Annotated in this window: 19 protein-coding genes and 1 pseudogene; 10 read left to right on the top strand and 10 right to left on the bottom strand. The window is 64.6% G+C overall.

Annotated features, from left to right (window positions below; genetic code table 11):
- Positions 1 to 56: 56 nt before the first annotated feature.
- Positions 57 to 1,880, bottom strand: coding sequence for an ABC transporter ATP-binding protein (locus tag AIOL_RS06585; protein ID WP_049642255.1), 1,824 nt, complete (start codon positions 1,878 to 1,880; stop codon positions 57 to 59).
- A gap of 301 nt (positions 1,881 to 2,181) precedes the next feature.
- Between AIOL_RS06585 and AIOL_RS06580 the strand changes: the two are divergent.
- The 3 genes and pseudogenes from AIOL_RS06580 (at position 2,182) to AIOL_RS06570 (ending at position 5,939) form a co-directional block, all read left to right on the top strand.
- Positions 2,182 to 3,896, top strand: a pseudogene (locus AIOL_RS06580) (peptide ABC transporter substrate-binding protein).
- A gap of 77 nt (positions 3,897 to 3,973) precedes the next feature.
- Positions 3,974 to 4,975, top strand: coding sequence for an ABC transporter permease (locus tag AIOL_RS06575; protein WP_049642254.1), 1,002 nt, complete (start codon positions 3,974 to 3,976; stop codon positions 4,973 to 4,975).
- Complete coding sequence (locus tag AIOL_RS06570) at positions 4,968 to 5,939, top strand: ABC transporter permease (RefSeq protein WP_049642253.1); 972 nt, start codon at positions 4,968 to 4,970, stop codon at positions 5,937 to 5,939. Before AIOL_RS06575 ends, AIOL_RS06570 begins: the two co-directional genes overlap by 8 nt.
- Positions 5,940 to 5,973: 34 nt before the next feature.
- Here AIOL_RS06570 and AIOL_RS06565 read toward each other — a convergent pair whose 3' ends face one another.
- Complete coding sequence (locus tag AIOL_RS06565) at positions 5,974 to 7,254, bottom strand: DUF3422 family protein (protein WP_049642252.1); 1,281 nt, start codon at positions 7,252 to 7,254, stop codon at positions 5,974 to 5,976.
- A gap of 112 nt (positions 7,255 to 7,366) precedes the next feature.
- On the opposite strand from AIOL_RS06565, the gene AIOL_RS06560 reads away from it, so the two are divergent.
- Entirely contained in the window at positions 7,367 to 8,320 is a 954-nt protein-coding gene (locus AIOL_RS06560) for an NAD(P)-dependent oxidoreductase (protein ID WP_049642251.1), read from the top strand.
- Between the two features lie 427 nt (positions 8,321 to 8,747).
- On the top strand, positions 8,748 to 10,091 hold the full coding sequence (locus AIOL_RS06555; RefSeq protein ID WP_049642250.1) for an AAA family ATPase: 1,344 nt from the start codon (positions 8,748 to 8,750) through the stop codon (positions 10,089 to 10,091).
- Positions 10,092 to 10,178: 87 nt separating this feature from the next.
- Here the strand turns inward: AIOL_RS06555 and AIOL_RS06550 are convergent, their stop codons facing one another.
- A complete protein-coding gene (locus tag AIOL_RS06550) occupies positions 10,179 to 11,042 on the bottom strand; it encodes a glutathione S-transferase family protein (protein WP_049642249.1) in 864 nt (287 codons plus the stop codon).
- A 78-nt stretch (positions 11,043 to 11,120) separates the two neighbouring features.
- Between AIOL_RS06550 and AIOL_RS06545 the strand changes: the two genes are divergently transcribed.
- Both AIOL_RS06545 and AIOL_RS06540 read left to right on the top strand, forming a co-directional pair.
- A complete protein-coding gene (locus tag AIOL_RS06545) occupies positions 11,121 to 11,675 on the top strand; it encodes a pseudouridine synthase (protein WP_049642248.1) in 555 nt (184 codons plus the stop codon).
- Between the two features lie 139 nt (positions 11,676 to 11,814).
- On the top strand, positions 11,815 to 12,867 hold the full coding sequence (locus AIOL_RS06540) for a LacI family DNA-binding transcriptional regulator (protein WP_082152451.1): 1,053 nt from the start codon (positions 11,815 to 11,817) through the stop codon (positions 12,865 to 12,867).
- 121 nt (positions 12,868 to 12,988) lie between these two features.
- On the opposite strand, the gene AIOL_RS06535 is transcribed toward AIOL_RS06540, so the two are convergent.
- From AIOL_RS06535 to AIOL_RS06515, 5 genes are all read right to left on the bottom strand, one after another.
- A complete protein-coding gene (locus AIOL_RS06535; protein ID WP_049642246.1) occupies positions 12,989 to 13,453 on the bottom strand; it encodes a cupin domain-containing protein in 465 nt (154 codons plus the stop codon).
- A gap of 162 nt (positions 13,454 to 13,615) precedes the next feature.
- The gene (locus AIOL_RS06530; protein ID WP_049642245.1) at positions 13,616 to 14,980 is read right to left on the bottom strand and encodes a multicopper oxidase family protein; all 1,365 of its coding nucleotides are present in this window, start codon (positions 14,978 to 14,980) and stop codon (positions 13,616 to 13,618) included.
- 132 nt (positions 14,981 to 15,112) lie between these two features.
- A complete protein-coding gene (locus tag AIOL_RS06525; protein ID WP_049642244.1) occupies positions 15,113 to 15,634 on the bottom strand; it encodes a DUF4262 domain-containing protein in 522 nt (173 codons plus the stop codon).
- Positions 15,634 to 17,061, bottom strand: coding sequence for an NAD(P)(+) transhydrogenase (Re/Si-specific) subunit beta (locus AIOL_RS06520; protein WP_049642243.1), 1,428 nt, complete (start codon positions 17,059 to 17,061; stop codon positions 15,634 to 15,636). The genes AIOL_RS06525 and AIOL_RS06520 overlap by 1 nt, the downstream gene beginning before the upstream one ends.
- Positions 17,062 to 17,077: 16 nt before the next feature.
- Positions 17,078 to 18,649: a Re/Si-specific NAD(P)(+) transhydrogenase subunit alpha gene (locus AIOL_RS06515; protein WP_049642242.1), complete on the bottom strand. Its 1,572-nt coding sequence runs from the start codon at positions 18,647 to 18,649 to the stop codon at positions 17,078 to 17,080.
- A 251-nt stretch (positions 18,650 to 18,900) separates the two neighbouring features.
- Here AIOL_RS06515 and AIOL_RS06510 point away from each other — a divergent pair, with 251 nt between their 5' ends.
- Together AIOL_RS06510 and AIOL_RS06505 are read left to right on the top strand one after the other, a co-directional pair.
- Positions 18,901 to 19,656 carry an SDR family NAD(P)-dependent oxidoreductase gene (locus tag AIOL_RS06510; RefSeq protein WP_049642241.1) on the top strand — a complete coding sequence of 252 codons (756 nt, stop codon included), beginning with the start codon at positions 18,901 to 18,903 and terminating at the stop codon, positions 19,654 to 19,656.
- A gap of 19 nt (positions 19,657 to 19,675) precedes the next feature.
- Entirely contained in the window at positions 19,676 to 20,041 is a 366-nt protein-coding gene (locus AIOL_RS06505; RefSeq protein ID WP_049642240.1) for an MmcQ/YjbR family DNA-binding protein, read from the top strand.
- A 7-nt stretch (positions 20,042 to 20,048) separates the two neighbouring features.
- Here the strand turns inward: AIOL_RS06505 and AIOL_RS06500 are convergent, their stop codons facing one another.
- Entirely contained in the window at positions 20,049 to 20,591 is a 543-nt protein-coding gene (locus tag AIOL_RS06500) for a 5-formyltetrahydrofolate cyclo-ligase (RefSeq protein WP_049642239.1), read from the bottom strand.
- The gene (gene mgtE / locus AIOL_RS06495) at positions 20,588 to 21,973 is read right to left on the bottom strand and encodes a magnesium transporter (protein WP_049642238.1); all 1,386 of its coding nucleotides are present in this window, start codon (positions 21,971 to 21,973) and stop codon (positions 20,588 to 20,590) included. The genes AIOL_RS06500 and mgtE overlap by 4 nt, the downstream gene beginning before the upstream one ends.
- A 166-nt stretch (positions 21,974 to 22,139) precedes the next feature.
- Here mgtE and guaD point away from each other — a divergent pair, with 166 nt between their 5' ends.
- Positions 22,140 to 23,426, top strand: a complete 1,287-nt coding sequence (guaD, locus tag AIOL_RS06490) for a guanine deaminase (RefSeq protein ID WP_049642237.1) — start codon at positions 22,140 to 22,142, stop codon at positions 23,424 to 23,426.
- The last annotated feature ends 54 nt before the right edge of the window (positions 23,427 to 23,480 follow it).

The raw sequence follows: 23,480 nt of genomic DNA, 5'->3' as shown, positions 1-23,480 counted from the left end.
AACCTCCCCAAAAACAGTTTAATAACAAGTCTTTACACGAGACTCGCGGCCAGATCCTAATAGCCGCTTTCCGTCACCAACACCTGATGGCCCGGAGAGACCTCGCGATAAACCGACGGCTCCGGCGTGTAGCCGATGGGATGGATCGGTGAGGGGATTGGCTTAAAGTTCAGCTCTCTTTCGCTCTTGCGCCGCGTCGGATCAGCGACAGGCACGGCGGACATCAGAGATTTTGTGTATGCGTGCTGCGGGTTCTCAAAAATCGCGGCACGCGGCCCGATCTCGACGATCCGCCCCAGATACATCACGCCCACATGGTGGCTGACGCGCTCGACCACCGCCATGTCATGGCTAATGAAGAGCATCGCAATGCCCAGATCGTTCTGCAGCTCCAGCAAGAGGTTGAGAACTTGCGCCTGCACGGTGACGTCCAAAGCCGACACCGCCTCGTCGGCGATGATAAGCTTGGGATTCAGCGCCAAGGCCCGCGCGATGGCGATGCGTTGCCGCTGCCCCCCCGAAAGCTCGTGCGGAAAGCGCCGCATGAACGACCGTGGAAGATGCACCCGGTCAAAAAGCTGCTCGACCCGCGTTGCGATCTCTTGCGGGCTTGATGTGCCATAGTTCTGCAAGGGCTCGGCCACCTGCGCCATCAAGGTCATCTGCGGGTTCAGCGAGGCGAAGGGATCCTGAAAGATCATCTGCATGTCGCGCCGCGCGTCCCGCAGCGCGTTTGGTGACATCGACACCACATCGCACCCGTCTACGCGCACCTTTCCGGAATGCGGCTCGACCAGGCGCAAGATAGAGCGGCCACAGCTCGATTTACCGCAACCCGATTCGCCCACAAGGCTCAGCGTTTCGCCCTCGCGAACCGCAAAGGATACGTCCTCGACGGCATGCACATTCGCCACAGTCCGCCGCAGCAACCCGCCCTTCACCGAGAAGCGCGTGGTCAGATTCTCGACCTCTAGAATCACCTTGTCGGATTTCGGGCGCACCGGCGCCGCCTCGCGGAAGTCCTCGCCGGGGATCTGCATCGGCTCGGGATGCGCCTTGCCCGTCATCTCGCCAAGCTTGGGCACCGCGGCCAGAAGCTGTTGGGTGTATTCCTCGCGCGGATTGGCAAAGATCTCTTCGACCGTGCCCTCCTCGACCTTCTTGCCGCGGAACATCACCACCACGCGGTCGGCCATCTGGGCGACCACGGCCATGTCGTGTGTGATAAATAGCACGGCGGTGCCGGTCTCGCGTTTGAGCCGGTCGATCAGGGCCAGGATCTCGGCCTGGATGGTCACGTCCAGGGCGGTGGTCGGCTCGTCGGCGATCAGCAGGCGCGGCTCGCAGGCCAGGGCCATGGCGATCACCACGCGCTGGCGCATGCCGCCCGAAAGCTCGTGCGGGTACTGGTTGAGGCGCCGCTCGGGCTCGGGGATGCGCACCTGGCGCAGCAGCTCGATCGCGCGGGCCCCGGCCTGGGCCTTCGACAGGCCCTTATGTACGCGCAGCCCCTCGGTAAGCTGCCGTCCCACGGTGAAGACCGGGTTCAGCGCGGTCATCGGCTCTTGAAAGATCATCCCGATCTTATTGCCGCGGATGGTGCGCATTAGATCGCCTTCGGTCTCGGCCAGGTTCTGCCCGCCGTTCCCGTCCGGATCAAAGATCAGCTGCCCGCCCGCGATGGAGCCGCCGCCGAATTCGACCAGCCGCATCAGGCTCAGCGAGGACACCGACTTGCCCGAGCCGCTTTCGCCCACCACACAGACCGTCTCGCCGGGTTTGATGTCGAACGAGATGTCCTCGACCCCCACGACGGTGCCTTCATTCGTCTCAAATTCAACTCGAAGGTTTTCTATCGAGACAAGCGGGTCGTCGAGCATGGCATTTCCTCATCAGGTTTCGGTGAAAGCTAGGTTGAGTGGCCGGGACTTGTCAAACATGTTGACCTATTTCTGCGCAACCAGCGTGCATCTGATTTTTTTTTAGCCACTTTCGCGGTCACAGGCTTGCAATTGGTTAAGAATTGGACTGACATCAGTTGCATGCGTTCGGACAATGACGTGCAACCACAAATGAGAAGGCGCAGAGCCCCAACTTGACGATTGCCTTGTATCCCAATCACATGCGCGGCAAGGCTGACCTTGTCGCCGGTCCGAACCGAATAACAACATGGAGAGGAAGATGAAGAAAACTACAGCAATGATGGGTGCCGTATCGGCCCTCGCACTTGCGCCGATGGCATTCGCCGACGGGCATGAGGGCGAGCGCGGTCGCGACGGTGAAGTCAGGATCATCTATTGGCAAGCGCCATCGATTCTGAACCCCTATCTGTCCGGCGGCACCAAGGACCTCGAAAGCGCCTCTTTGGTGATCGAAAGCCTCGCACGGTTTGATCCCGATGGCGCGATCGTAGCCTGGCTGGCGGAAGATATCCCGACCGTCCAAAACGGCGGCGTGTCCGAAGACAAAACGTCGATCACCTGGAAAATCGCGGAAGGCATCGTCTGGTCGGACGGCTCGGCGCTGACCTCCGGCGACTTCAAGTTCACCTATGACTACTGCACGCACCCCGAAAGCGGTTGCGCCCAGGGTCCTAAATTCGAGAACGTGGCCTCGGTTGAGACACCGGACGATCGGACCGTGGTGGTGAACTTTAAATCCGCCACTCCAAACCCCTACATCCCGTTTGTCGGCTATGAGAGCCCGGTCATCCAGGCCGCGCAATTCGCCGATTGCTTGGGTGCTGCGGCACCGGAATGCACCGAAGCGAACTTTGGTCCCATTGGTACCGGCGCGTTCAAGGTCGTCGACTTCAAGCCCAACGACGTGATCATCATGGAAGCCAACGAGAACTTCCGCACCGAGGGTCAGCCGGCCTTCTCGCGCGTGGTCTTCAAGGGCGGCGGCGACGCCACCGCGGCGGGTCGTGCGGTGATGGAGACGGGCGAGTACGACTACGCCTGGAACCTTCAGCTTGCCCCCGATGTGATCAAGCAGATGGCCGCTGGCGGCAAAGGCAAGCCGTCGCGGCCTTCGGCACATCGGTCGAGCGCATCATGCTCAACCACACCAACCCCGACCCGGCGCTTGGCCCGGACGAGCGCGCCGTGGTGCGCCCGCACCCGTTCCTGCAAGAGCCCGCCGTCTACAAGGCGCTCTCGCTGGCCATCGACCGCGTGCTTCTGGCCGAGGTCGGCTATGGCGAAGGCGGTCAGGTCACCTGCAACTGGGTCCCGGCGCCTGCGGCGTTCAACTCCGACAGCTTTGACTGCTCGACGCAGGATATTGCTGGCGCGAATGCGTTGCTGGACGAGGCCGGGTTCGTGGACACCGATGGCGACGGCATCCGCGAGGCCAACGGCGTTCCGATGAAGCTGCTCTTCCAGACCTCGACCAACGCTGTCCGCCAGGACTACCAGGCGTTGATCAAGAGCTGGTGGGCAGAGATCGGCGTCTCGACCGAGCTGCGCAACATCAACGCGTCTGTGTTCTTCGGCGGCGACCCGGGCTCGCCCGACACGTTCCAGAAGTTCTATGCGGATGTGGAGATGTACACCAACAACTTCTCCGGCACCGACCCGCAGGCCTATCTGGGCAACGGGCTATGCTCCGCAGCGCCTAGCCCGGCCAGCCAGTGGCAGGGCTCGAACGTCACGCGCTTCTGCATGGAGGAGTTTGACGAGCTCTGGCAGGAGCTTGCCAACACCGCGGACCTGAACGAGCGGGCCCGTATCGGCAAAGAGCTCAACGACATGGCCATCGGGAACGGTATGATGATCCCGCTGACCCACCGTGGTACGATCTCGGCCCATTCGAACTCGCTCGGCGGGGTGGCCCTGAACGTCTGGGACACTCAGCTGTGGAACGTCCACGAGTGGTACCGTATCGACGGCTAAAAGAAACGTAGGATGGGGTACAACCCCATCCTACCCTTCCAATTCTCCCGCAGAGACCTGACCCAAGGCGCCGCTTAATGCTAACCTTCACGATCCGACGGCTGATCCTGGCGGTCCCGACGCTTCTGTTCATATCTCTGGTGATCTTTCTGATCCTAGAGCTATCGCCTGCAGAGCCGGTCTGCCCGCTCACCATGCCATCCGATGTCTGCGCAAGCTGGAAAGCGGCGATGGGCGTGGGCCAACCAATCTACATCAGCTTCCCGAAATGGCTCTATCAGTTCATGGTTGTCGAGCCTTTGGTGCTGGTCGATTACATGTTCGGCACCTCCATCACCGACGGCCAGTTCCGGGTGATGTCGTGGCAGACCCGCTCTCCGGTGATGGATATCGTTGCCCAGCGCATCCCGCAGACGCTCTGGGTCGTGGGCACGGCCTATGTCGTGGCGATCCTGATCGCGATCCCGGTCGGGGTGTACTCCGCCTACAAGCAGTATTCGATCTTCGACAATATCGGCACTTTCATCACGATGGTGGGCTTCTCGGTGCCGCCGTTCTTCTCGGGCGTGCTGGTGATCGTGATCTTCTCGGTCTACCTCGGCTGGTTCCCGTCGATCTATGACACCACGCTGGTGGTGAACGACTGGGCGAGCTTTAAAAAGCAGCTCTTGCAGATGGTCATGCCGGTGATGGTGCTGGCGCTGCAGATCACCAGCCAGATCAGCCGCTTCATGCGGGCGTCGATGCTGGATAACCTCAACCAGGACTACGTGCGCACCGCGCGCGCCAAGGGGCTGGGCGAGAAGACCGTGGTGCTGGTGCATGTGCTGCGCAACTCGATGATCCCCGTGGTGACCGTGATCGCGCTGGGTATCCCGAACATCTTTGGCGGCGCGATCATCACCGAGGTGGTCTTTAAGGTGAACGGCATCGGCCAGCTTCTGATCACCGCGATTCAGGCGAACGACCTGCCCATGGTGCAGACCCTGGCCTTCGTGTTCGCCGTTCTGATCGTGCTCTTTAATCTGATCGCCGATATTCTCTATGGCATCTTAGACCCAAGGATACGCTATGACTGAGCAAACCGTGGACCGACTGGCGGGCTCGGAGGGCGCATCGCGCAGCCAATGGGGCGACGTCTGGCACCAGTTTAAGCGGCATCGCGGCGCGTTGATCGGCGCGATTACGTTCCTGGCGATTATCGCGGCGGTCTATCTGGGCCCGCTGGTCTGGACGACGGACCCGCAATATGTCCCGCCGACCGTTGAAATGATCAAGGCGCGGGACTTCAGGCCGATCTATGTCGCGCTCGTCGATAGCACGGCCAAGACCTCCTGGGCGCACCCGCTTGGCACCGACAACCTGGCGCGGGATCAGCTGGCGCGGTTGATGTCGGGCGGGCAGATCTCGATCGCGGTGGGGCTTGCCGCGATGATCGTATCGATCGTGGTGGGCACCTTCGTTGGCGTCGTGGCGGGGTACTCGCGGATGCTTGACGGGCCGCTGATGCGGTTCACCGACCTAATGCTGTCGCTGCCGCTTCTGCCGCTTTCGCTGGTGGCCGTGCTGTTGTTCCGAGAGAGCTTGGCCGCACGGTTCGGCCCCGAGGGCGGGATATTCGTGCTGATTGTGGGGCTGGTAGGCTTCACCTCGTGGATGCAGACCGCGCGCATCGTGCGTGGCGATGTCTTGGCCCTAAAGGAGCGCGAGTTCGTGCTGGCCGCGCGCTCCATCGGCACCAAGGACAGCAAGATGATCACCCGGCACATCCTGCCGAATGTCATGTCGCCGATCATGGTCTCCGCCACGCTGGGCATCGCCGCCGCAATCATCACGGAAAGCGCGCTGAGCTTTCTGGGGCTCGGATTTCCCCCGGATTTCCCGACCTGGGGCAAGCTGTTGAGCGACAGCGTGGACCGCATGGTGCTCTACCCCGAAAGGGTGATCTGGCCGGGGGCGCTGATCTCGGTGACGGTGCTGGCGGTGAACTACATGGGCGACGGCATCCGCGACGCGCTGGATCCGCGCATTCGGGGGCGCTAGCGGGGCGGCTTATCCGCCCTTGCGGGCGTCGCCCCTATTTCATCGCCCGGCGGATGCGGCGCACCAAGAGGAACACCGCCAGGATCACCGCCGGTGTCAGCGCCGCCGTCGTCATCGGTTTCGACAGCCCCGCGCTCGCCGCAAGCGGGTAGAGCGCATAGCTTGCCAGGTTGACCGCGTAATAGCTGATCGCCACGACGCTGAGCCCCTCGACGGTCCGCTGCAGCCTAAGCTGGGTGTCCGCGCGCCGGTCCATCGAGGCCAAGAGCTCTTGGTTCTGCGCCGAGCGCTCGACATCCACCCGCGTGCGCAGCAGGTCCCCTGCCCGCGCGGCCCGCGATGACATCGCGTTCAGCCGTGCCTCGGTGGCGGCCACCGTGCGCATCGCCGGATCGAACCGACGCATCATGAACTCGCGGATTGTCTGCCGCCCCTCAAAGCGCGCCTCGCGCAGAACCTCGACCCGCTGCACCACGATCGCCTCATAGGCGCGCGTGGCGCTGAAGCGGAAGCTGGACTGCGCCAGCAGGCTCTCCAGTTCCGAGGCGATGGCCAGCAGCGCCGAGAGCGTCTCATCCGCCGCCGTGGCCTGGCTGGCCATGTCGCCGGTCAGCTCCTCCAGCGCGGCCTCGATCTGTGCCAGACGCCCGCCCATGCGACGGGCGCGTTCCAGCCCCAGCATCGACATGGTCTTGTAGGTCTCGATCTCGCAGATGCGCTGCACGATGCGGCCCACCCGGCGCGGCCCGGTGGCCGGGTCTACGAACACCGCGAACCGGGTGTTGCCGCCGGCATCAATGCGGAAGTCGCCCGCGATCACCGCCGCCGCATCCAGCACATGGCTGACCACCAGGCTCTCCGACACGAACCAGGACGCAAAGCGCTCGGCCAGCTCCTGCTCTGTCGGCATCTCCTCGATGCGAACCAGCGCGGATGTTATCCGCAGCCCCGGCGCGTCGGCCAGCCAATCTTGCGGGAAGACATCCATCGCCGCCTTGTCAAAGGGCCGATCCGCAACGCCGCCGACAAAGGCGGTGTAGGTGACGAACTCGGTATGGCTTTCCCATTTCAACCGAAAGGGCCCCAGGTCGCCAAAGTAATGCGTTGCATCGGGTTGCGGGTGCGGCGCGCCGAAGCGGTCCAAGAGCTGGATCAGATGCGCGAGGTCCTCGGCCCGGTCCTGGGCGCCGTTGACGCCCTGCCGCTTGAGGGCCAAGAAGGCCGCATGCGCGGGGGCCGCCAGCGACGGGAAAGGCCGGGCGTGCAGCTCATTGGCCAACGCATAGCGCGAGGGATGGTCTTCGATCTGCACCAATTCAGCCCCCTTCTCCTGACGCCAATTGCGACATCCCAAGTGCCGTAATCAGATAGGACGCACCGCGCAACCCCCTGTAAAAATGAATACATTCGCATACTGGGAGGACGTCATGCGCATCGGTTTCATCGGGCTTGGGAATGTGGGCGGCAAGCTTGCGGGGTCGATCCTGCGCAACGGGCACGACCTGGTGGTGCGCGACCTGGACCGAGACGCCGCGCAGCCCTTCCTGGACCAGGGCGCGGATTGGGCGGAAAGCCCGCGCGAGATGGCGCAAGGCTGCGACATGGTGATCACCTGCCTGCCCTCGCCCAGCAGATGCTCGGCGGTGATGGAGGCCGAGGACGGGGTGATCGCAGGGCTGAGCGCCGGCAAGATCTGGGCCGAGATGTCCACCACGGACGCCGGCGAGATGAAACGCATCGCCGCGCTGGTGACCGCCACGGGCGCGGGTGCCATAGACTGCCCCGTCTCCGGCGGCTGCCACCGGGCGGCCACGGGCAACATCTCGATCTTCGCCGGCTGCACCCGCGAGACCTTCGAGGCCGCCCTGCCCGTGCTGACCACATTGGGCCGCCGCGTCCTGCATACCGGCGAGGTCGGCAGCGCCTCGGTCCTGAAGGTCATGACCAACTACCTGGCCACGATCAACCTCGTCAGCCTCGCAGAGGCGCTGACCACGATGAAGGCGGCGGGGCTGGACCTGAACACCACCTTCGAGGCGATCCGGATCAGCTCTGGCAACTCGTTCGTGCATGAGACCGAGAGCCAGGTGATCCTGAACGGCTCGCGCGACATCAACTTCACCATGGACCTGGTGCTGAAGGATATCGGGCTCTTCGATCAGATCGCGCAGGAGAACGGCGTGCCCCTGGCGCTGTCGCCGCGGCTGGTGGAAATGTTCCAAGAGGCCATCGAGGCCTACGGCCCGCGCGAGCTGTCGCCCAACATCATCAAGCGCTACGAGGAGCCCACCGGGCTGGACATCCGCGCGCCGGGCTTTCCGGCGGAGATGGTGGACGATGAGCCCGAGGAGCCGGGCTATGAGGTGGTACCGCCGCGGTAATGGATGGTTCCTGGTTTGGAGTGGACGTTGGGCTTCAAGCGCACCGCCCCATCAACGCTTGCCGACACCAGATGCAGCGGGACTCAAGAAATGCAACCGCCCGAGCTTGCCTCGGGCAGCGGCCGACCTCCCCCAGGAGGCCGCTTTTGCAACCGCGCATCTAGTCGAAACGTTGCGATTTCCAGAGGCGATGTGATTGCTTGACCTGATGCGCAAGCGACCTCCAGGTCGGCCGCTGCCCGCGTTGTGCTTGGTTCAAGGTGGAGGCCCCGGTTCAAGCACGGGGCGGTAGATCCTCAACGCCACTCCATGCCAAACACCGAAGTCAAACGCGCCATTTATTCGAATTTTCCGCCCATCCCGTTGACAACTCGAGCGCTGTTGAGATTGGTGCGGCTATTACAGGGCAATCGCCATTGGGGGCAGCATGTTTTGGAAGTCGGACCGCATTGACGAGACCTTGCGCAGCCTGCTGGGGCGCGGGGCGCAGGTCATGGTGGCCTATACCGCCTCGCTGCCCAGCTACCGCTTCGTCGATCTCTACCGCGCCATCGAGCGCCGCGTGGCGCAATACGAGACCCGCCATGTGATCGACAGCCAGGCGCCGGAGGCCCTGACCGACCTGCTGCACAGCCCCGGCAACCAGTACCAGCCGCGCGACCTGGTGAAGCCCGACCGCATGCCCTGGCAGGTCGGCGCGGGCCAGGAGGAGCATATTGCGCGCGACCGCTTCTGGGTGGCCTTCACCCCCGGGCATGAGCGCCGCCTGGCGTTCCGGCTGCGCTTTGACGCCTTCCAGCGCAACGCCCAGCTTGAGGTGGGCGTCTCTCCCGGCACCGGCGGCGAGGCGGTGCTGAAGGCGCTGATCAGCGATGCCGGCGCGAACTCCATCTACCGCAACCAGGTGATCAGCCTTGGCTACGAGGCGGGCACCAAGGACGAGTATGGCGATGTCGAGAAGATGGAGCAGCTGCATGTGACCTTCTCGGGGATAGAGACCGTCGAGGAGCACCAGATCGTGCTCAGCCAGGACCAGATCCGCCTTTTAGAGCGCAACATGATCTCGCTGTCAGAGCGCCGCGCGGTCCTGAAAGAGCACGGCGTGCCCACCAAGCGCGGCATCCTGCTGCACGGGCCGCCGGGCACGGGCAAGACCTATGCCTGCCGCCATATCTGCCACCGAATGCCCGACACCACGCGCATCTTCCTGACCGGCAGCGCCTTGGGCAATGTCGGCGCGGCGTTCTCGCTGGCGCGGCTCTTGCAGCCCGCGGTAATCTTAATCGAGGACGCGGATCTGATGTTCTCGTCGCGGGACGTGAACCTCTATAGCTCGAACTTGGGCGAGCTGATGGACCAGATGGATGGGCTGCGCCCGGACGAAGAGGTCTCTATCGTGATGACCACCAACGCGCTGGACCGGATGGAGGCGGCGCTGAAGGACCGCCCGGGCCGGATCAGCCAATGCATCTTCATGGGCGCGCCAGGGGCGGATATCCGCGAGGTGTTCCTGCGCAAACAGCTTGAGGGCTACGACAGCAGCGAACTGGACATGGCGGCATTGGTGGAGGACAGCCGCGGCGCCACCCAGGCGTTCTTGACGGAATGGGTGCACCGCTCGGTGCAGGTGGCGACCGAGGCGCTGTCGCCGGGCGATGCCCTGGCTCTGGACACGGGGCATTTCCGCGAGGCCCTGGCCGAGATGCGCTCGAGCCAGGATGAGAACGCAAACCGGATTGTGGGCTTCCAACCCGGGCGCGGCAAGAGTTAGCGCGCCTTTGTTAAAATGAGTGCGCCTTGCGCACGCTTTATGAGCCCGTACTCGCCTCCGGCTCCGTGCGGGCGGTTGGCGCCAAGATCAACCCTCCACCCCCATCAGCTGCGGCAGTGCTGTGCCGCGCTCGTGCTGCAAGCGCTGGCTTTCCGCCGCAATTTTCGCCAACTCGGGCAGCAGGACCGTCTGATCGGCAAAACCCGGCTCCGCGTGCAGCTTGTCCAACCAACCCGAGACACGTGGATGCAATTGCGCCAGGGGATAGCCGCAGCGCCTTAGCCGTAGGGCGTAGACATACCAGGCGATGTCGAGCAGGCTCAGCGCGTGGCCCAGCAAGTATTGGCTGCCCTGCAGGCGCTCCTCCAACCCGTTCAGGGCGGCGCGAAATCTGCCCGCCGCGGCGCGCACTGCCGCATCGGTGATGCCCTGCTCGGCGGCGCTCTGCCAAAACGCGATCTCCCGCGCCTTGGCGCCGTCCTCGGCCCCGCCGACCGTGCCGCTGCCACCTGCGCGATACTTGTCGAGCCCTTCGGCGGATTTGCCGACGGGCCCGGGCAGGCGCGTGTAGCGAAAGGTGATCGTGCGCAGGTCGAGATGCAGATCGTCCTCGTGGCGCAGCAATTGCGCGATCCGGGCGCGATCCGGGATCAGGGGCGGGCCGCCCAGGCGATCCTCTAGATGCAGCAGGATGTCGTTGCTCTCGATATGCACCGCGCCATCATCCACCAAGCAGGGCACCAGCCCGCGCGGGTTAATGCCCAGATACCAGGTGGAGAAGTTCTCTTGCTTTGGCAGGTTAACCTCGTGGCCGGTCCAGGCGGCGCCCTTCAAGCTCAGATAAATCCGCAGCTTCTGCGAGCAGGACGAGCCCCAGAAATGGAACAGGTGCAGACCCTGCCAGGTCAGGACCTCGGTGGTCAGCACGTCCTGCTCTGCGAGCTTCACCATCCCTACCCCCCATGTTTTTGGCGCATTTGCACAACAGGCCTTATAGCGGCGCGGGGGATCCCGTGCTAGCTGCGGTGCATGCCGCGCGTGATCCTCTTCAACAAACCCATGGGCGTGCTGTCGCAGTTCACCGACGCGCGCAGCCCCACCGAGAGACCCACCCTATCAGGGTTCGGCCTGCCCGCCGGGGTCTATGCCGCCGGGCGGCTGGACCGCGACAGCGAGGGGCTCTTGGTGCTCACCGATGATGGCAAGCTGCAATCGCGGATCACCTCGCCCAGGGCCCGCACCGAGAAGACCTATCTGGTGCAGCTAGAGGGCGCGCCAAAGGAGGCGGACCTGGAGCCGCTGCGCCGTGGTTTGACGCTTAAAGACGGCCCGACCCTGCCCGCCCAGGCGCGGCTGATCGACCCGCCCGACCTCTGGGAGCGCGACCCGCCGGTGCGGTTCCGCAAATCCGTGCCCGATAGCTGGGCCGAGATCACCATCACCGAGGGCCGCAACCGCCAGGTGCGCCGCATGTGCGCGCATCTTGGCTTTCCCTGCCTGCGGCTGGTGCGCTGGCGCGTCGGGGTTTGGAACCTGGATGGTTTGGCACCGGGCTCCTGGCTTGAGGCCGACGGGGCTCGATGAGCCGGGAGGTCTTTGGGCCGGCTTACCGTTAGGTCTGGGGTCTCCACGCCACAAAGTGATGCAATCACATCGTATTGCGGGCGAAATGATGTAATGCCCCCAGATTAGCGTTGGAACTCCCAACAACAATCAGAACACTATGGACAAAAAAGCGATTGAAAACATGCCACGTAGACCAAGTGTTTCTGAAATTGCCTCACGCGCTGGCGTGAGCACAGCCACCGTAGATCGTGTACTACATGGTCGAAGCGGTGTAAGCGCGCTATCGCGTGCAAAAGTTCAAAAGGCCCTGCAAGAGATAGAAGGCCTCGCGCCGAATGCCTTATCTGCAATCGACGGCGCGCAGCGCAAATTTCGGTTCACAACATTTGTGCCCGCCCTGGAGAGCTACTTTCAGCAGTCCATCATTTCCAATGCACATTGGGCCGCATCCAGGTTGCGCGACACGAAGATCAACCTGACGATCGGCTATATCGATCTCAGCAGCGGGCAAGGCACCATCAACGCCCTGCGCGATGTCGACCCGCAGCGGACCGATGCGGTGTGCCTATTCGCCGTCGACGCGCCCGGCGTGCGCGAAGAGATCAATCGGCTGGTGGATCAAGGCGTGCAGGTCTGCACCATCGTCTCGGACGTCTCCTCGTCAAGGCGCAGCAGCTTCATCGGATTTGACAACGTCGCCGCAGGGCGGACCGCGGGCCGCATGCTGGACCAGATGGTGCGGCGCAGCACTGGCACCGTCGGCGTGATCACCGGCTCCAACCAGATTCGGGACCATATCGAGCGCTATATGGGGCTCACGCAATCGATGGCGCTCTACCGGCCCGGCCTGCGTGTGCTGCCTGCTGCCGAGGGCCACAGCCGAAACCACGAGAACCAAGAGCTTGTGGCGCAGATGATCCGCGAGCACCACGATCTGGTCGCGGTCTATTCCATCGCCGGCGGCAGCATTGGCGTGATCGACGCGCTGCAAGAGGCCGGCGTGGGCAAGGACATCGTCGCCATCGTGCATGAGCTCGAGCCCCGGGTCCGAGAGGCCCTGGCGGATGGCACGATCAACCTCGCGCTGCACCAGAACACCCGCAGCATGATGCGGCTGGCGACAGAGGCCATGATCGCGGCCTGCGAGGGCAGGCCCGGCCCAGAGGAGAAGCTGGTGATCGAGATGTATGTGGCCGAGAACCTGCCCTAGCGGCCACGACCGGGGCTCCTCCACGTGCTCTGTTTGAGACCGCCCCCATCGTCATAGAACGCGAAAACGTGTGGACCGGGAGAAGCAACTCTCACCGTTTCGGCGACTGCCGCAGGACGGCCTATGGCTCCAACGGCGGCCCCACGAACTCCTGACCATGCGCGCGCGCAATTCGTGCCATGTCATCCATCGACGGGACGCCACCATCAGCCGCATCGAACATCGCACGAAACATGGCTTCGACATCGCCTGCGGGCGTGAAGGCGTAGCGCAGACGCCCCTCGGCGTCTCCCACATTGCGGAAGGCGTGCACGGAGCCGCGCGGCACAAAGGCCACGTCGCCCGGCCCCGCATGGTGTCGCACCCCGTCAATCTCGACGTCGAACCGCCCTTCGAGCACAAAGAACGTCTCGTCCTCGCCATGGTGGATGTGCCGCCCCGGCCCTACGCTGGGCTGCACCACGTCCTCAAAGACCGCAATCGCGCCGCCCGTGTCGGCGCCCGCGAGCATCACCCGCAGCGCGATCTGAGGCGGGAATTCCAACAACTCGGCGGTGGCGTATTTGGTGTGAACTGGCTGTGGCATTGGAAGTCTCCTTTCTCAGACCAGCATCAAAGGGCCAGCCCGCGAGGGGAATTCCGTATCTGCGCACAGGCAATGTGGGCCTCGTCGATCGGTGACGAAACCGAGTAGTTCGCCTTTAGACGGAGTGCCTTCGGCACGCTCGATAACCCGCCTGCGGCGCCCTCAGCCCACCTCGATCCAGGTCACCATCCCACCCGCGGCATGCTCTAGCATGTGGCAATGGAAGAGCCACTTGCCTGGGTTGTCTGCAACAAAGGCGATCTCGGCACTCTCCCGGCGGTCCAAGAGCAGCGTATCCCGCCAGGGCCCCGGCGTGCCGCTGTCCACCCGCCGGAAGTGATGCCCGTGCAGGTGCATTGCGTGCGGCCAAGCAGTGTCATTGCGCAGCGCGATCCGCACCGTCTCGCCGAGCGCCGCGCGCAGGAACGGCGCCTCGGCCAGCATCGCCACGCCCTCCAGCGCCCAGAACGCGCCCTGCCCCGCCAGCGCGCGCATATCCTGGCGCGTGCCGTTCAGTTCCGCGCTCAGCATCCCGCCCATCGCCCCGCCTTGCATCCGCATCTGGGCCACCTGCGCGCCATCCAGCGCGCCAATCTCAGGCAGCGCATTGGGGGGCAAGGCGGCGGGCGGCTCCAAGTCGGCGCTGCGGGCCACGCCCTCAACCGGGAAGTCCGCCAGCGCCAACTCGCCCTCACGATCCCGCTCGGTGATGCGCGCGGTGCCGCCCGCGGCGGCGGTCACATCAACGATCAGGTCGCAGCGCTGCGCCGGGGCCAGCGTGACTTCGGACACCGCGTAGGGCCGCTCCACGGGCTGCCCGTCTAGCGCCACCACATGCGCGCGCATCCCACTCAGAGCCAAGGGGAAGATCCGCGCGTTGGCGCAGTTGATCAGCCGCAGCCGCAGGCGCGCGCCCTGCGCGACGCGGTGCTGCCAGTCCGGCCTTCCGTTGACGGTCACCCAGTTCCCGATCCGCCCCGCATGCGCCCAGTCATGCGGCGCGCCGAAGCTGTCATGCAGCGTGGCGTCCGCCGCAAAGCGCCAATCGTCCAGCATCAGCACCAGCTCCTCGTCGACCTCCGGCGGCTGGGCCTCCTCGACGATCAGCGGACCGTAGAGCCCGCGGGCCATCTGCTCCCAGGTGCGGTGATGCGGGTGGTACCAGTAGGTCCCCGCGTCGGGCAGCGCGAAGTCATAGTCAAAGCTGCCACCCGGCGGGACGGCCTCTTGCGTCATGCCGACGACACCGTCCATTGCGTTCTCGATGCGAATGCCATGCCAGTGGACCGAGGTGGGCTGCGGCAGCTCGTTCAGCAGCCGCCGCGTCAGGCGTGCTCCCTGCGCCAGCCGGATTTCCGGGCCCGGCACCGCCGCGTCATAGCCCCAGATCGGCGTGGGGTCATACTCGGGCGGCGCGAGCTGGGCTGTCCCCGCGGCGGCGCGCAGCACCGGCATGGGGCTTGCAAAGGAGGGCACCGCCGCCATGGCCACGGCCCCTGCCAAAACGTCCCGGCGTCGCAATCGCATCGCTCACCTCCTTGCGGTCCGCTTCAGCATATGGCGCTGAGGCGCCCGCAGGCAAGCGAGGCGACATTATGCGGCGGGTGCGTGCGCCGCTCGTTAGTTCCGTCAGATCAACTCTTGCCGAAGAACACGTAACTACGCTGCTTCCGGAGGATGGCCCAGCCAATTTCTCTCTGTCAGGTCCGTCTGCTCCGGAATGCGCGTGGCATCCACCCCGGGCTGCCAAGGAAACTTCCCGCACGCATCGGGAATGACCATCTGTAGGCAGTCGAACGCGTCACCGGCGTAGAACCACCTCGACCAACCCAAATGTTCCGCATACCTCTTCTTGGGCACAGGCAAGAAAACCACCGGTAACTCGGTGAGGATCCCGTCAATAAAGCGACCCACAGGCAGCGTGTCTTGCGCCTCTAAGAACTCCCAGATTGTCCAGCCCATGTCACTGCCCGCGTCCGGGGGCAGACCGAAGAACACCACCTCTGGCCCGCGCTTGGAGTAGTCAAAGCCCGTCGTGTACGAAAACCCAGGGCCCGACGCGTCGGTGAACACATTCGTCATGGTCCAACCATGCTCACGAATGCGCGCTAGAAAGTCCGCGTCCCCCCTTTCGTAGGCGTCCTCTGGCAGATCGAAGGCCGTTATGCCATCCGCTCGCACTAGTCGATCAGCGGCAAGAGCTTGTCCAGCGAGGCCTTCGCATCGCCATAGAACATCCGCGTGTTCTCCTTAAAGAACAGCGGGTTCTCGATGCCCGAATAGCCCGTGCCCTGCCCGCGCTTGGACACAAACACCTGCTTGGCCTTCCAGCACTCCAGCACCGGCATCCCCGCGATGGGCGAGTTCGGATCGTCCTGTGCGGCCGGGTTCACGATGTCATTGGACCCGATCACGATGGCCACATCCGTCTCTGGGAAGTCCTCGTTGATCTCGTCCATCTCCAGCACGATGTCGTAGGGCACCTTGGCCTCTGCCAGAAGCACGTTCATGTGCCCCGGCAAGCGCCCCGCCACGGGGTGGATCGCAAAGCGCACGGACTTGCCCTTGGCGCGCAGCTTGCGCGTAAGATCCGCCACCGCGGCCTGCGCCTGCGCCACCGCCATGCCGTAGCCGGGGATGATGATCACGCTGTCGGCCTCGTTGAGGCTGGTCGCCACGCCGTCGGCCTCGATGGCGATCATCTCGCCCTCCACGGCCATTTGCTCGCCCGCCGGGCCGCCGAAGCCGCCCAGGATCACGCTCACGAAGCTGCGGTTCATCGCCTTGCACATGATGTAGCTCAGGATCGCCCCCGACGAGCCCACCAGCGCGCCCACCACGATCAGCAGGTCATTGCCCAGCGAGAAGCCGATCGCCGCCGCCGCCCAGCCTGAGTAGCTGTTGAGCATTGAGACCACCACGGGCATGTCCGCCCCGCCGATCCCCATGATCAGGTGATAGCCGATGAAAAGCGCCGCCAGCGTCATCAGCAACAGCGGCAAGAAGCCGCCCGCATTCAGGTACCAAAAGAGGCAGATCACGCTCAGCGCCGCGGCGCCCGCGTTCAGCAAATGCCCGCCCGGCAGCTTCGTGGCCGCCGAGGACACCCGCCCCGCAAGCTTTCCATAGGCGATGACCGACCCGGTAAAGGTGATCGCGCCGATGAAGACGCCCAGGAACAGCTCTACCCGCAGGATATTGATCTCGACCGCGTCCTTCTTGGCCACCAGCTTGGCGAAGTTGCCCAGGCTCTCCGTGTCCAGCGTGGCGCCGATCTGGCCGATCACGAAATGCGCGTTAAAGCCCACGAAAACCGCCGCGAGCCCCACCAGCGAGTGCATCGCCGCCACAAGCTCTGGCATCTGGGTCATCTGCACCCGGCCCGCCAATTGCAGGCCGATGACGCCGCCCGCGGCGATCAGGATGATCGACAGCCACCAGAGCCCGCCGCCGGGCCCCACAAGCGTGGCGAAGACCGCCAGCCCCATGCCCACGATCCCGTACCAGACCGCACGCTTGGCGCTCTCCTGGTTCGACAACCCGCCCAGGGCGAGGATGAAAAGAACAGCCGCAACGACGTAGGCGGCCGTGGTAAATCCGAAATCCATTATGACCTACCCCGTCTTATGATTTTTGGAACATCGCAAGCATGCGACGCGTGACGGCGAAGCCGCCGAAGATGTTGATGCCCGCCATAAAGACGCTGAGCGCGGCCAGCAGGATCACCAGGAAGTTCCCCGAGCCGATCTGCATCAAGGCGCCGACGATGATGATCGAGCTGATCCCGTTGGTGATCGCCATCAGCGGCGTGTGCAGCGAATGCGCCACGCCCCAGATCACCTGGAAGCCCACAAAAACGGCCAGCACGAAGACGATGAAATGCTGCATGAAGCTTGCGGGCGCATAAAGCCCGGCCAGCAGGATCAGCGCCCCGCCAATGCCCAGCAGGGCGACCTGGTTGCGGGTCTGCTCGCGGAAGGCCGCGGCCTCTTGGGCGCGGATCTCATCGGGCGTGAGCTCTTTGACTTCCTTTTTGGGTTGCGCGGCGATGGCCTGCACCTTGGGCGGCGGCGGCGGGAAGGTGATATCTCCCTGGTAGGTCACCGTGGCGCCTCGGATCACGTCATCCTCCATGTCGTGCACGATCTGGCCGTCCTTCTCGGGCGTCAGGTCGGTCATCATGTGGCGGATGTTGGTGGCGTAGAGGCTGGAGGCCTGCGCGCCCATGCGGCTGGCGAAATCGGTATAGCCCACGATCGTCACACCGTTCTCGGTCACGATCTTCTCGTCCTTCACCGTGCCCTCGGCGTTGCCGCCCTGCTCGGCGGCGAGGTCCACGATCACCGAGCCCGGCTTCATCGCCGCGATCATATCGGCCAGCCAGAGCTTGGGCGCGGGACGGTTCGGGATCAAAGCGGTGGTGATGACGATGTCGATATCCGGCGCGATCTCGCGGAACTTGGCCAGCTGCGCGTTGCGGAATTCCTCGGACTGCACCGAGGCGTAGCCGCCGGTGGCGGCGCCGTCCTGAGCGTCCTCCTCAAAGTCGAGATAGACGAACTCGGCGCCCATGCTCTCGACCTGCTCGGCCACTTCGGGGCGCACGTCGAAGGCGTATGTGATCGCGCCCAGCGAGGTGGAGGTGCCAATGGCGGCAAGCCCCGCCACACCGGCGCCCACAACCAGCACCTTGGCCGGCGGGACCTTGCCCGCCGCGGTGATCTGCCCGGTGAAGAAGCGGCCAAAATTGTTGCCCGCCTCGATCACCGCGCGGTAGCCCGCGATGTTGGCCATCGACGACAGCGCGTCCATCTTTTGGGCGCGGCTGATGCGCGGCACCATCTCCATCGCGATGACGTTGGCGCCCTTCTTCTTGGCGGCCTTCAACCCGTCCTCGTTCCCCGCGGGGTTGAAGAAGGAGATCAGCGTCTTGTCCTTGGTCAGGCGCTTGAGCTCGGCGGCATCGGGCTGGCGCACCTTGGCGACAATGTCGGCGCCCTTCCAGAGCGCGGCGGCGGTCTTGACCACCTCGACGCCCGCGTCCTTGTAGCTCGCATCCGAAAAGCCGGCGGCCTGGCCCGCACCTGTTTCAATCGCGCATTCATAGCCCAGCTTCTGCAATTGAAGCGCGCTGTCCGGCGTCATGGCGACACGTGCTTCGCCCTCGAAACTCTCTTTTGGCGTACCGATCTTCACGTCGCGAATCCCCCCTCAATGATTTGGCCGTGTTTGGGCGCTAACAGGCCGAAATTGGCCGCTTTTGAACGACGGGTGTTAACCTCTCCTTCGCAAAATCACAAGCAACGACGTTACGGAAAACTGACGCAAGGGCCTTGTTTTGTGGCTTCTTCGGTATGCGTGTGCATGCAATAGGCGCTTGGGCGCGGAGTGTTTGTGTATTTTCGCGCGCCGCTCCATTGTGACCGCGCGGTTTAGGAGGAGAGCCCATGCTAGAGGGAAAGCACGCCTTGGTCACCGGCGGCGGGACCGGAATCGGCCTGGCGGTCGCACAGGCCCTGGCGGCGCAAGGCGCCCAGGTCACGATCACGGGAAGGCGCCTAGGCGTGCTTGAGGCCGCCGCGCAGAACGCGCCGGGGCTGCACTCGCTGGCCATGGATGTGGCGACCGCCGAGGAGGTCCAGCAAGCGACCGAGGAGGCCGTCGCCGCAAGAGGCCCCATCGCGATCTGCGTGGCCAATGCGGGCGTGGCCGAGGGCCGCTCGATCTTCAAGACCGACGAAGAGTTCTGGCGGCACATGATGTCGATCAACCTCGATGGGGCGTATCGCACGATCCGCGCCGCGATGCAGTCGATGTCTGGTCTGGACTGGGGCCGGGTGATCGCCATCTCGTCCATCGCGGGGATCAAGGGGCTGAAGGGCGCGCCGGCCTACTCGGCCAGCAAGTTCGGCGTGATTGGGCTGATCAAATCCCTCTCGCAGGACTTCGCGGGCAAGGGCATCACCTTCAACGCAATCTGCCCGGCCTATGTGGAAACCGAGATCATCGACCGCAATGTGGTCTCGATCTCGCAGCGCGCGGGCGTCTCCGAGGAGCAGGCTCGCCAGATGATGGTCGGGCTGAACCCGCATGGGCGGCTGATCACTGTCGATGAGGTCGCCGCGGCGGCCACCTGGCTCTGCGGGCCGGGCTCGGGCAGCACCAACGGCCAGGCCGTTGAGATATCCGGCGGCGTGATGTGATTGTCAAACCGGGCCGCTCATGACGCGTGACGAGTTCAACGCCTATTGCGGCGGCCTGCCCGCCACCAGCCATGTGGTGCAATGGGGCAATTCCGACGTGTGGAAAGTCGGCCCGAAACTCTTTGCCGTCTGCGGCTGGGCGGACAAACAGGACGCCTTCACCTTCAAGGTCTCGGACCTCGCCTGGGAGGTTCTGGGCGACATGCCAGGCATTCGCCCCGCGCCCTATCTGGCCTCGCGCGGGCTGAAATGGATGCAGCACTACGCCGCGCCGGGGCTAAGCGATGACGAGCTTAGGGCGCATATTCTGGCGAGCTACCATCTGGTGGCTGCGGGGATCTCAAAGAGGAAACGGGCCGAGCTTGGCATCCCCGACCCGGGCTAGGCGGCGCCTAGAACCAGGTCACGCCCGCATCGGTGACCATCGCGTCCAGCGGCTGATCGGTTGGCTCTAATGGTAGCTCTGCGGCCTCTTGCGCGGCAAAGGCAAAGCCGATGGCCACGACAGGGCCGCGCGCGCGCAGCCCTTCCAGCGTGCGGTCGTAGAACCCGCCACCATATCCCAGCCTGAACCCGCGCGCATCGAACGCCACAAGCGGCACGATCAGCACCTGGGGCACAACGGGCTCTTGCGCGGCGGGGACCCGCGCCCCAAAGGGCCCCTCGACCATGTCGCAGCCTTGCGTCCAGCGATGGAACAGCAAGGGCTGGCCGGCGCCCTGGATCACCGGCACCCCAACCGGCCCGTCCCAATCCGCCATGACCGGCACCGGATCGACTTCAGTGCGGATCGGCATGTAACCCGCCAGCGGCTTGCCGCGGTGCTGCGATAGGCAATCGCGCAGATGCCTCTGCGCCGCCGCGTCGAGCCCCGCGCCATGGGCCGGCTTGCGGCGCGCAAAGGCGGCCTTGCGTGCGGCGTCCTTGCTCATCATAGCAGCACCAGAACGGCCAGGCCGAGGAAGGCCAAAAAGCCCACCACATCGGTCACCGTGGTCACAAACGCGCCCGAGGCCAGCGCCGGGTCGATCCGCATCCGGTCCAGCGCCACCGGAATCACCGCGCCCGCCAGCCCTGCGACCACGAGGTTGATCACCATGGCGATGGCAATAACGCCCGCCAGGGCGAAAGAGCCGAACCAGACATAGCCCACGGCGCCCATCACAAGCGCAAAGAGCACGCCGTTCACCAGCCCCACCAGGGCCTCCCGGCGGATCACCCGCCAGACATTCGAGCCCGTCAGGTCCTTCGTCGCGATCGCGCGCACCGCCACGGTCAGCGACTGCGTGCCCGCGTTGCCGCCCATGCTGGCCACGATGGGCATCAGCACCGCCAGCGCCACCAACTGCGCAATCGCGTCCTCAAAGACCGCGATCACCAGCGAGGCCAAAACCGCCGTCACCAAGTTCACCGCCAGCCAGGGGAAGCGGCGCTTGGTGGTGGCGATCACCCGGTCGGCAAGGCTCGATTCCTCGCCCACACCCGCCAGTCGCAGCATGTCCTCCTCGGCCTCGTCCTCCAGCACCATCATGGCGTCGTCGATGGTGATCACGCCGACAAGCCGCCCGTTATGGTCCACCACCGGCGCCGAGATTAGGTGGTACTGGTTGAAGGCATAGGCGACCTCGCCTTCGTCCTCGGTGACCTCGATGGTCTTAAAGCTGTCCTCGGTGATATCCAGCAGCTTCTCTTCGCGCTTATGGCCCAGAAGCTTGCCCAGGGTGACGTAGCCGGTGGGCTTAAAGGCCAGGTCCACCAGGATCATGTGATAGAAATCCTCTGGCAGGTCGTCGCGCGCGCGCAGATAGTCGATGGCGTCGCCGACGGTCCAATGCTCGGGCCCGGCGACCAATTCGCGCTGCATCAGGCGGCCGGCGGAGGTCTCAGGATAGGCCAGCGCCTGCTCGACCACGGCGCGGTCGTCATCCTCCAGAGCGTCCAGGATCGTCTCTTGCTGGGCGTCGTCGAGATCCTCGATCAGGTCGACCACGTCGTCGGATTCCAGATCGCGCACCGCGTCTTCAAGCACGCCCGGCTCCAGGGCCTCGATGACCTCCTCGCGGATCGATTCGTCGATCTCGGTCAGGATCTCGCCGTCGAACTCGGTGCCATAGACGCGCAGGATCGCCTCGCGCTCGTCGGTCTCGACCTGCTCCAAAAGGTCGGCGAAGTCGGCGGCGTGGACCGGCTCTATCAGCTCGGAGAGCTGCGCGGCATCCCCGGCCTCGGCGGCCTCCACGATGGCGCGCACCGTGCTCTTGTCCAATTCATAGCGGTCGTCTTCTCGGGTCTCGCCGGTTGCCAGATCCTGTGCCATCTCAGACCCCTCGCGCCGCTAGGAATTCGCGTTGCCTTTTCACCAGAAACGCGGGCCAAGCGCAAACCCCAACAGCGCCTCGCCGCTGTCGCAGGCGCAGCAGACCATTGACCCCGGCCCCGCAACATCGGACTCTAGGAGGCCCACACCAAGGACCGAACACCAAATGCCCCAAAAAACCCTGCTGCTTGGCCAAACGCTGCGCTTTCACGATGACCCCTTTCGGGTGCCCGTCGAAGAGGCCGCGCTGCATGATAGCCGCGGCGGCGTGGTGATCGAGGGCGGACGCATCGTTGCCCTGGGCGGCGCGGACGAGATGCGCCGCGCGCATCCAGATGCTGCGGTGACGGATATGGGTGACGCGCTGATCACCGCGGGGTTCGTGGACGCGCACGCGCATTACCCGCAGACGGCGATCATCGCGAGTTGGGGCAAGCGGCTCATCGACTGGCTGAACACATACACGTTCCCCGAAGAGATGCGCTTTGGCGACCCTGACTACGCCGCGCAGATCGCTGCGCTGTATTTCGACCTGACCCTTGCGAACGGGACCACCACCGTGTGCAGCTATTGCACGATCCATCCCGAGAGCGTCGAGGCGTTCTTTGCCGAGGCGGCGCAGCGCGGGCTGCGCGCCGTGGCAGGCAAGACCTGCATGGATCGAAATGCGCCGGACGGGCTGCGCGACACCGCGCAATCGGCCTATGACGACAGCAAGGCCTTGCTGGGGCGCTGGCACGGGCGCGACCGCCTGGGCTATGCCATCACCCCGCGCTTCTCGCCGACCTCCTCTGAAGAGCAGCTTGCCGCCCTTGGCGCGCTCTGGGCCGAGCATCCGGGCTGCCTGATGCAGACACATTTGTCCGAGCAGACCGACGAGGTCGCCTGGGTGCGGGACCTGCACCCCCAGGCGCGGGACTACCTGGACACCTATGAGGCCCATGGGCTGGTACGCGAGGGCGCGTTGTTCGGCCACGCGATCCACCTGACCGAGCGCGAGCGGCGGCGCCTCGGCGAGGCGCGATCCTCCTTAATCCACTGCCCCACTTCGAACAGCTTCATTGGCTCGGGGCTCTTTGACATGTCCGTGGCGGAGGACCTGCCCGTGGGGCTGGCCACCGACACCGGCGGCGGGTCGTCCTTTTCGATGCTGCGCACGATGGCGGCGGCCTACGAGATCGCCCAGCTGCGCGGCCAGGCCCTGCACCCTGCGCAGCTTTACTGGCTGGCCACCCGCGGCTCGGCCACGGCGCTGCACCTGCCGATGATCGGCAATATTGAGGTCGGGGCCGAGGCCGATTTGATCGCGCTGGATCTGGCCTCCACCCCGGCGATCTCGCAGCGCGCCGCCCGGGCCGAGACCGTTTGGGAGGCGCTTTTTCCGACGATCATGATGGGGGACGACCGCGCCATCTCTCAGGTCTGGGTCGCCGGTCGCGCGCTTTCGGGCTAAGATCAGAGAACTGGCGAAGTAATCCTTCGTGGACGTCGCAATTGGCCTGGAGCG

This window comes from Candidatus Rhodobacter oscarellae (assembly GCF_001078595.1).
GTDB classification, from domain to species: Bacteria; Pseudomonadota; Alphaproteobacteria; order Rhodobacterales; family Rhodobacteraceae; genus Rhodobacter_B; species Rhodobacter_B oscarellae.
Note: the sequence above shows the minus strand (reverse complement) of the source record. Positions and strands in the feature narration are given on the sequence as shown.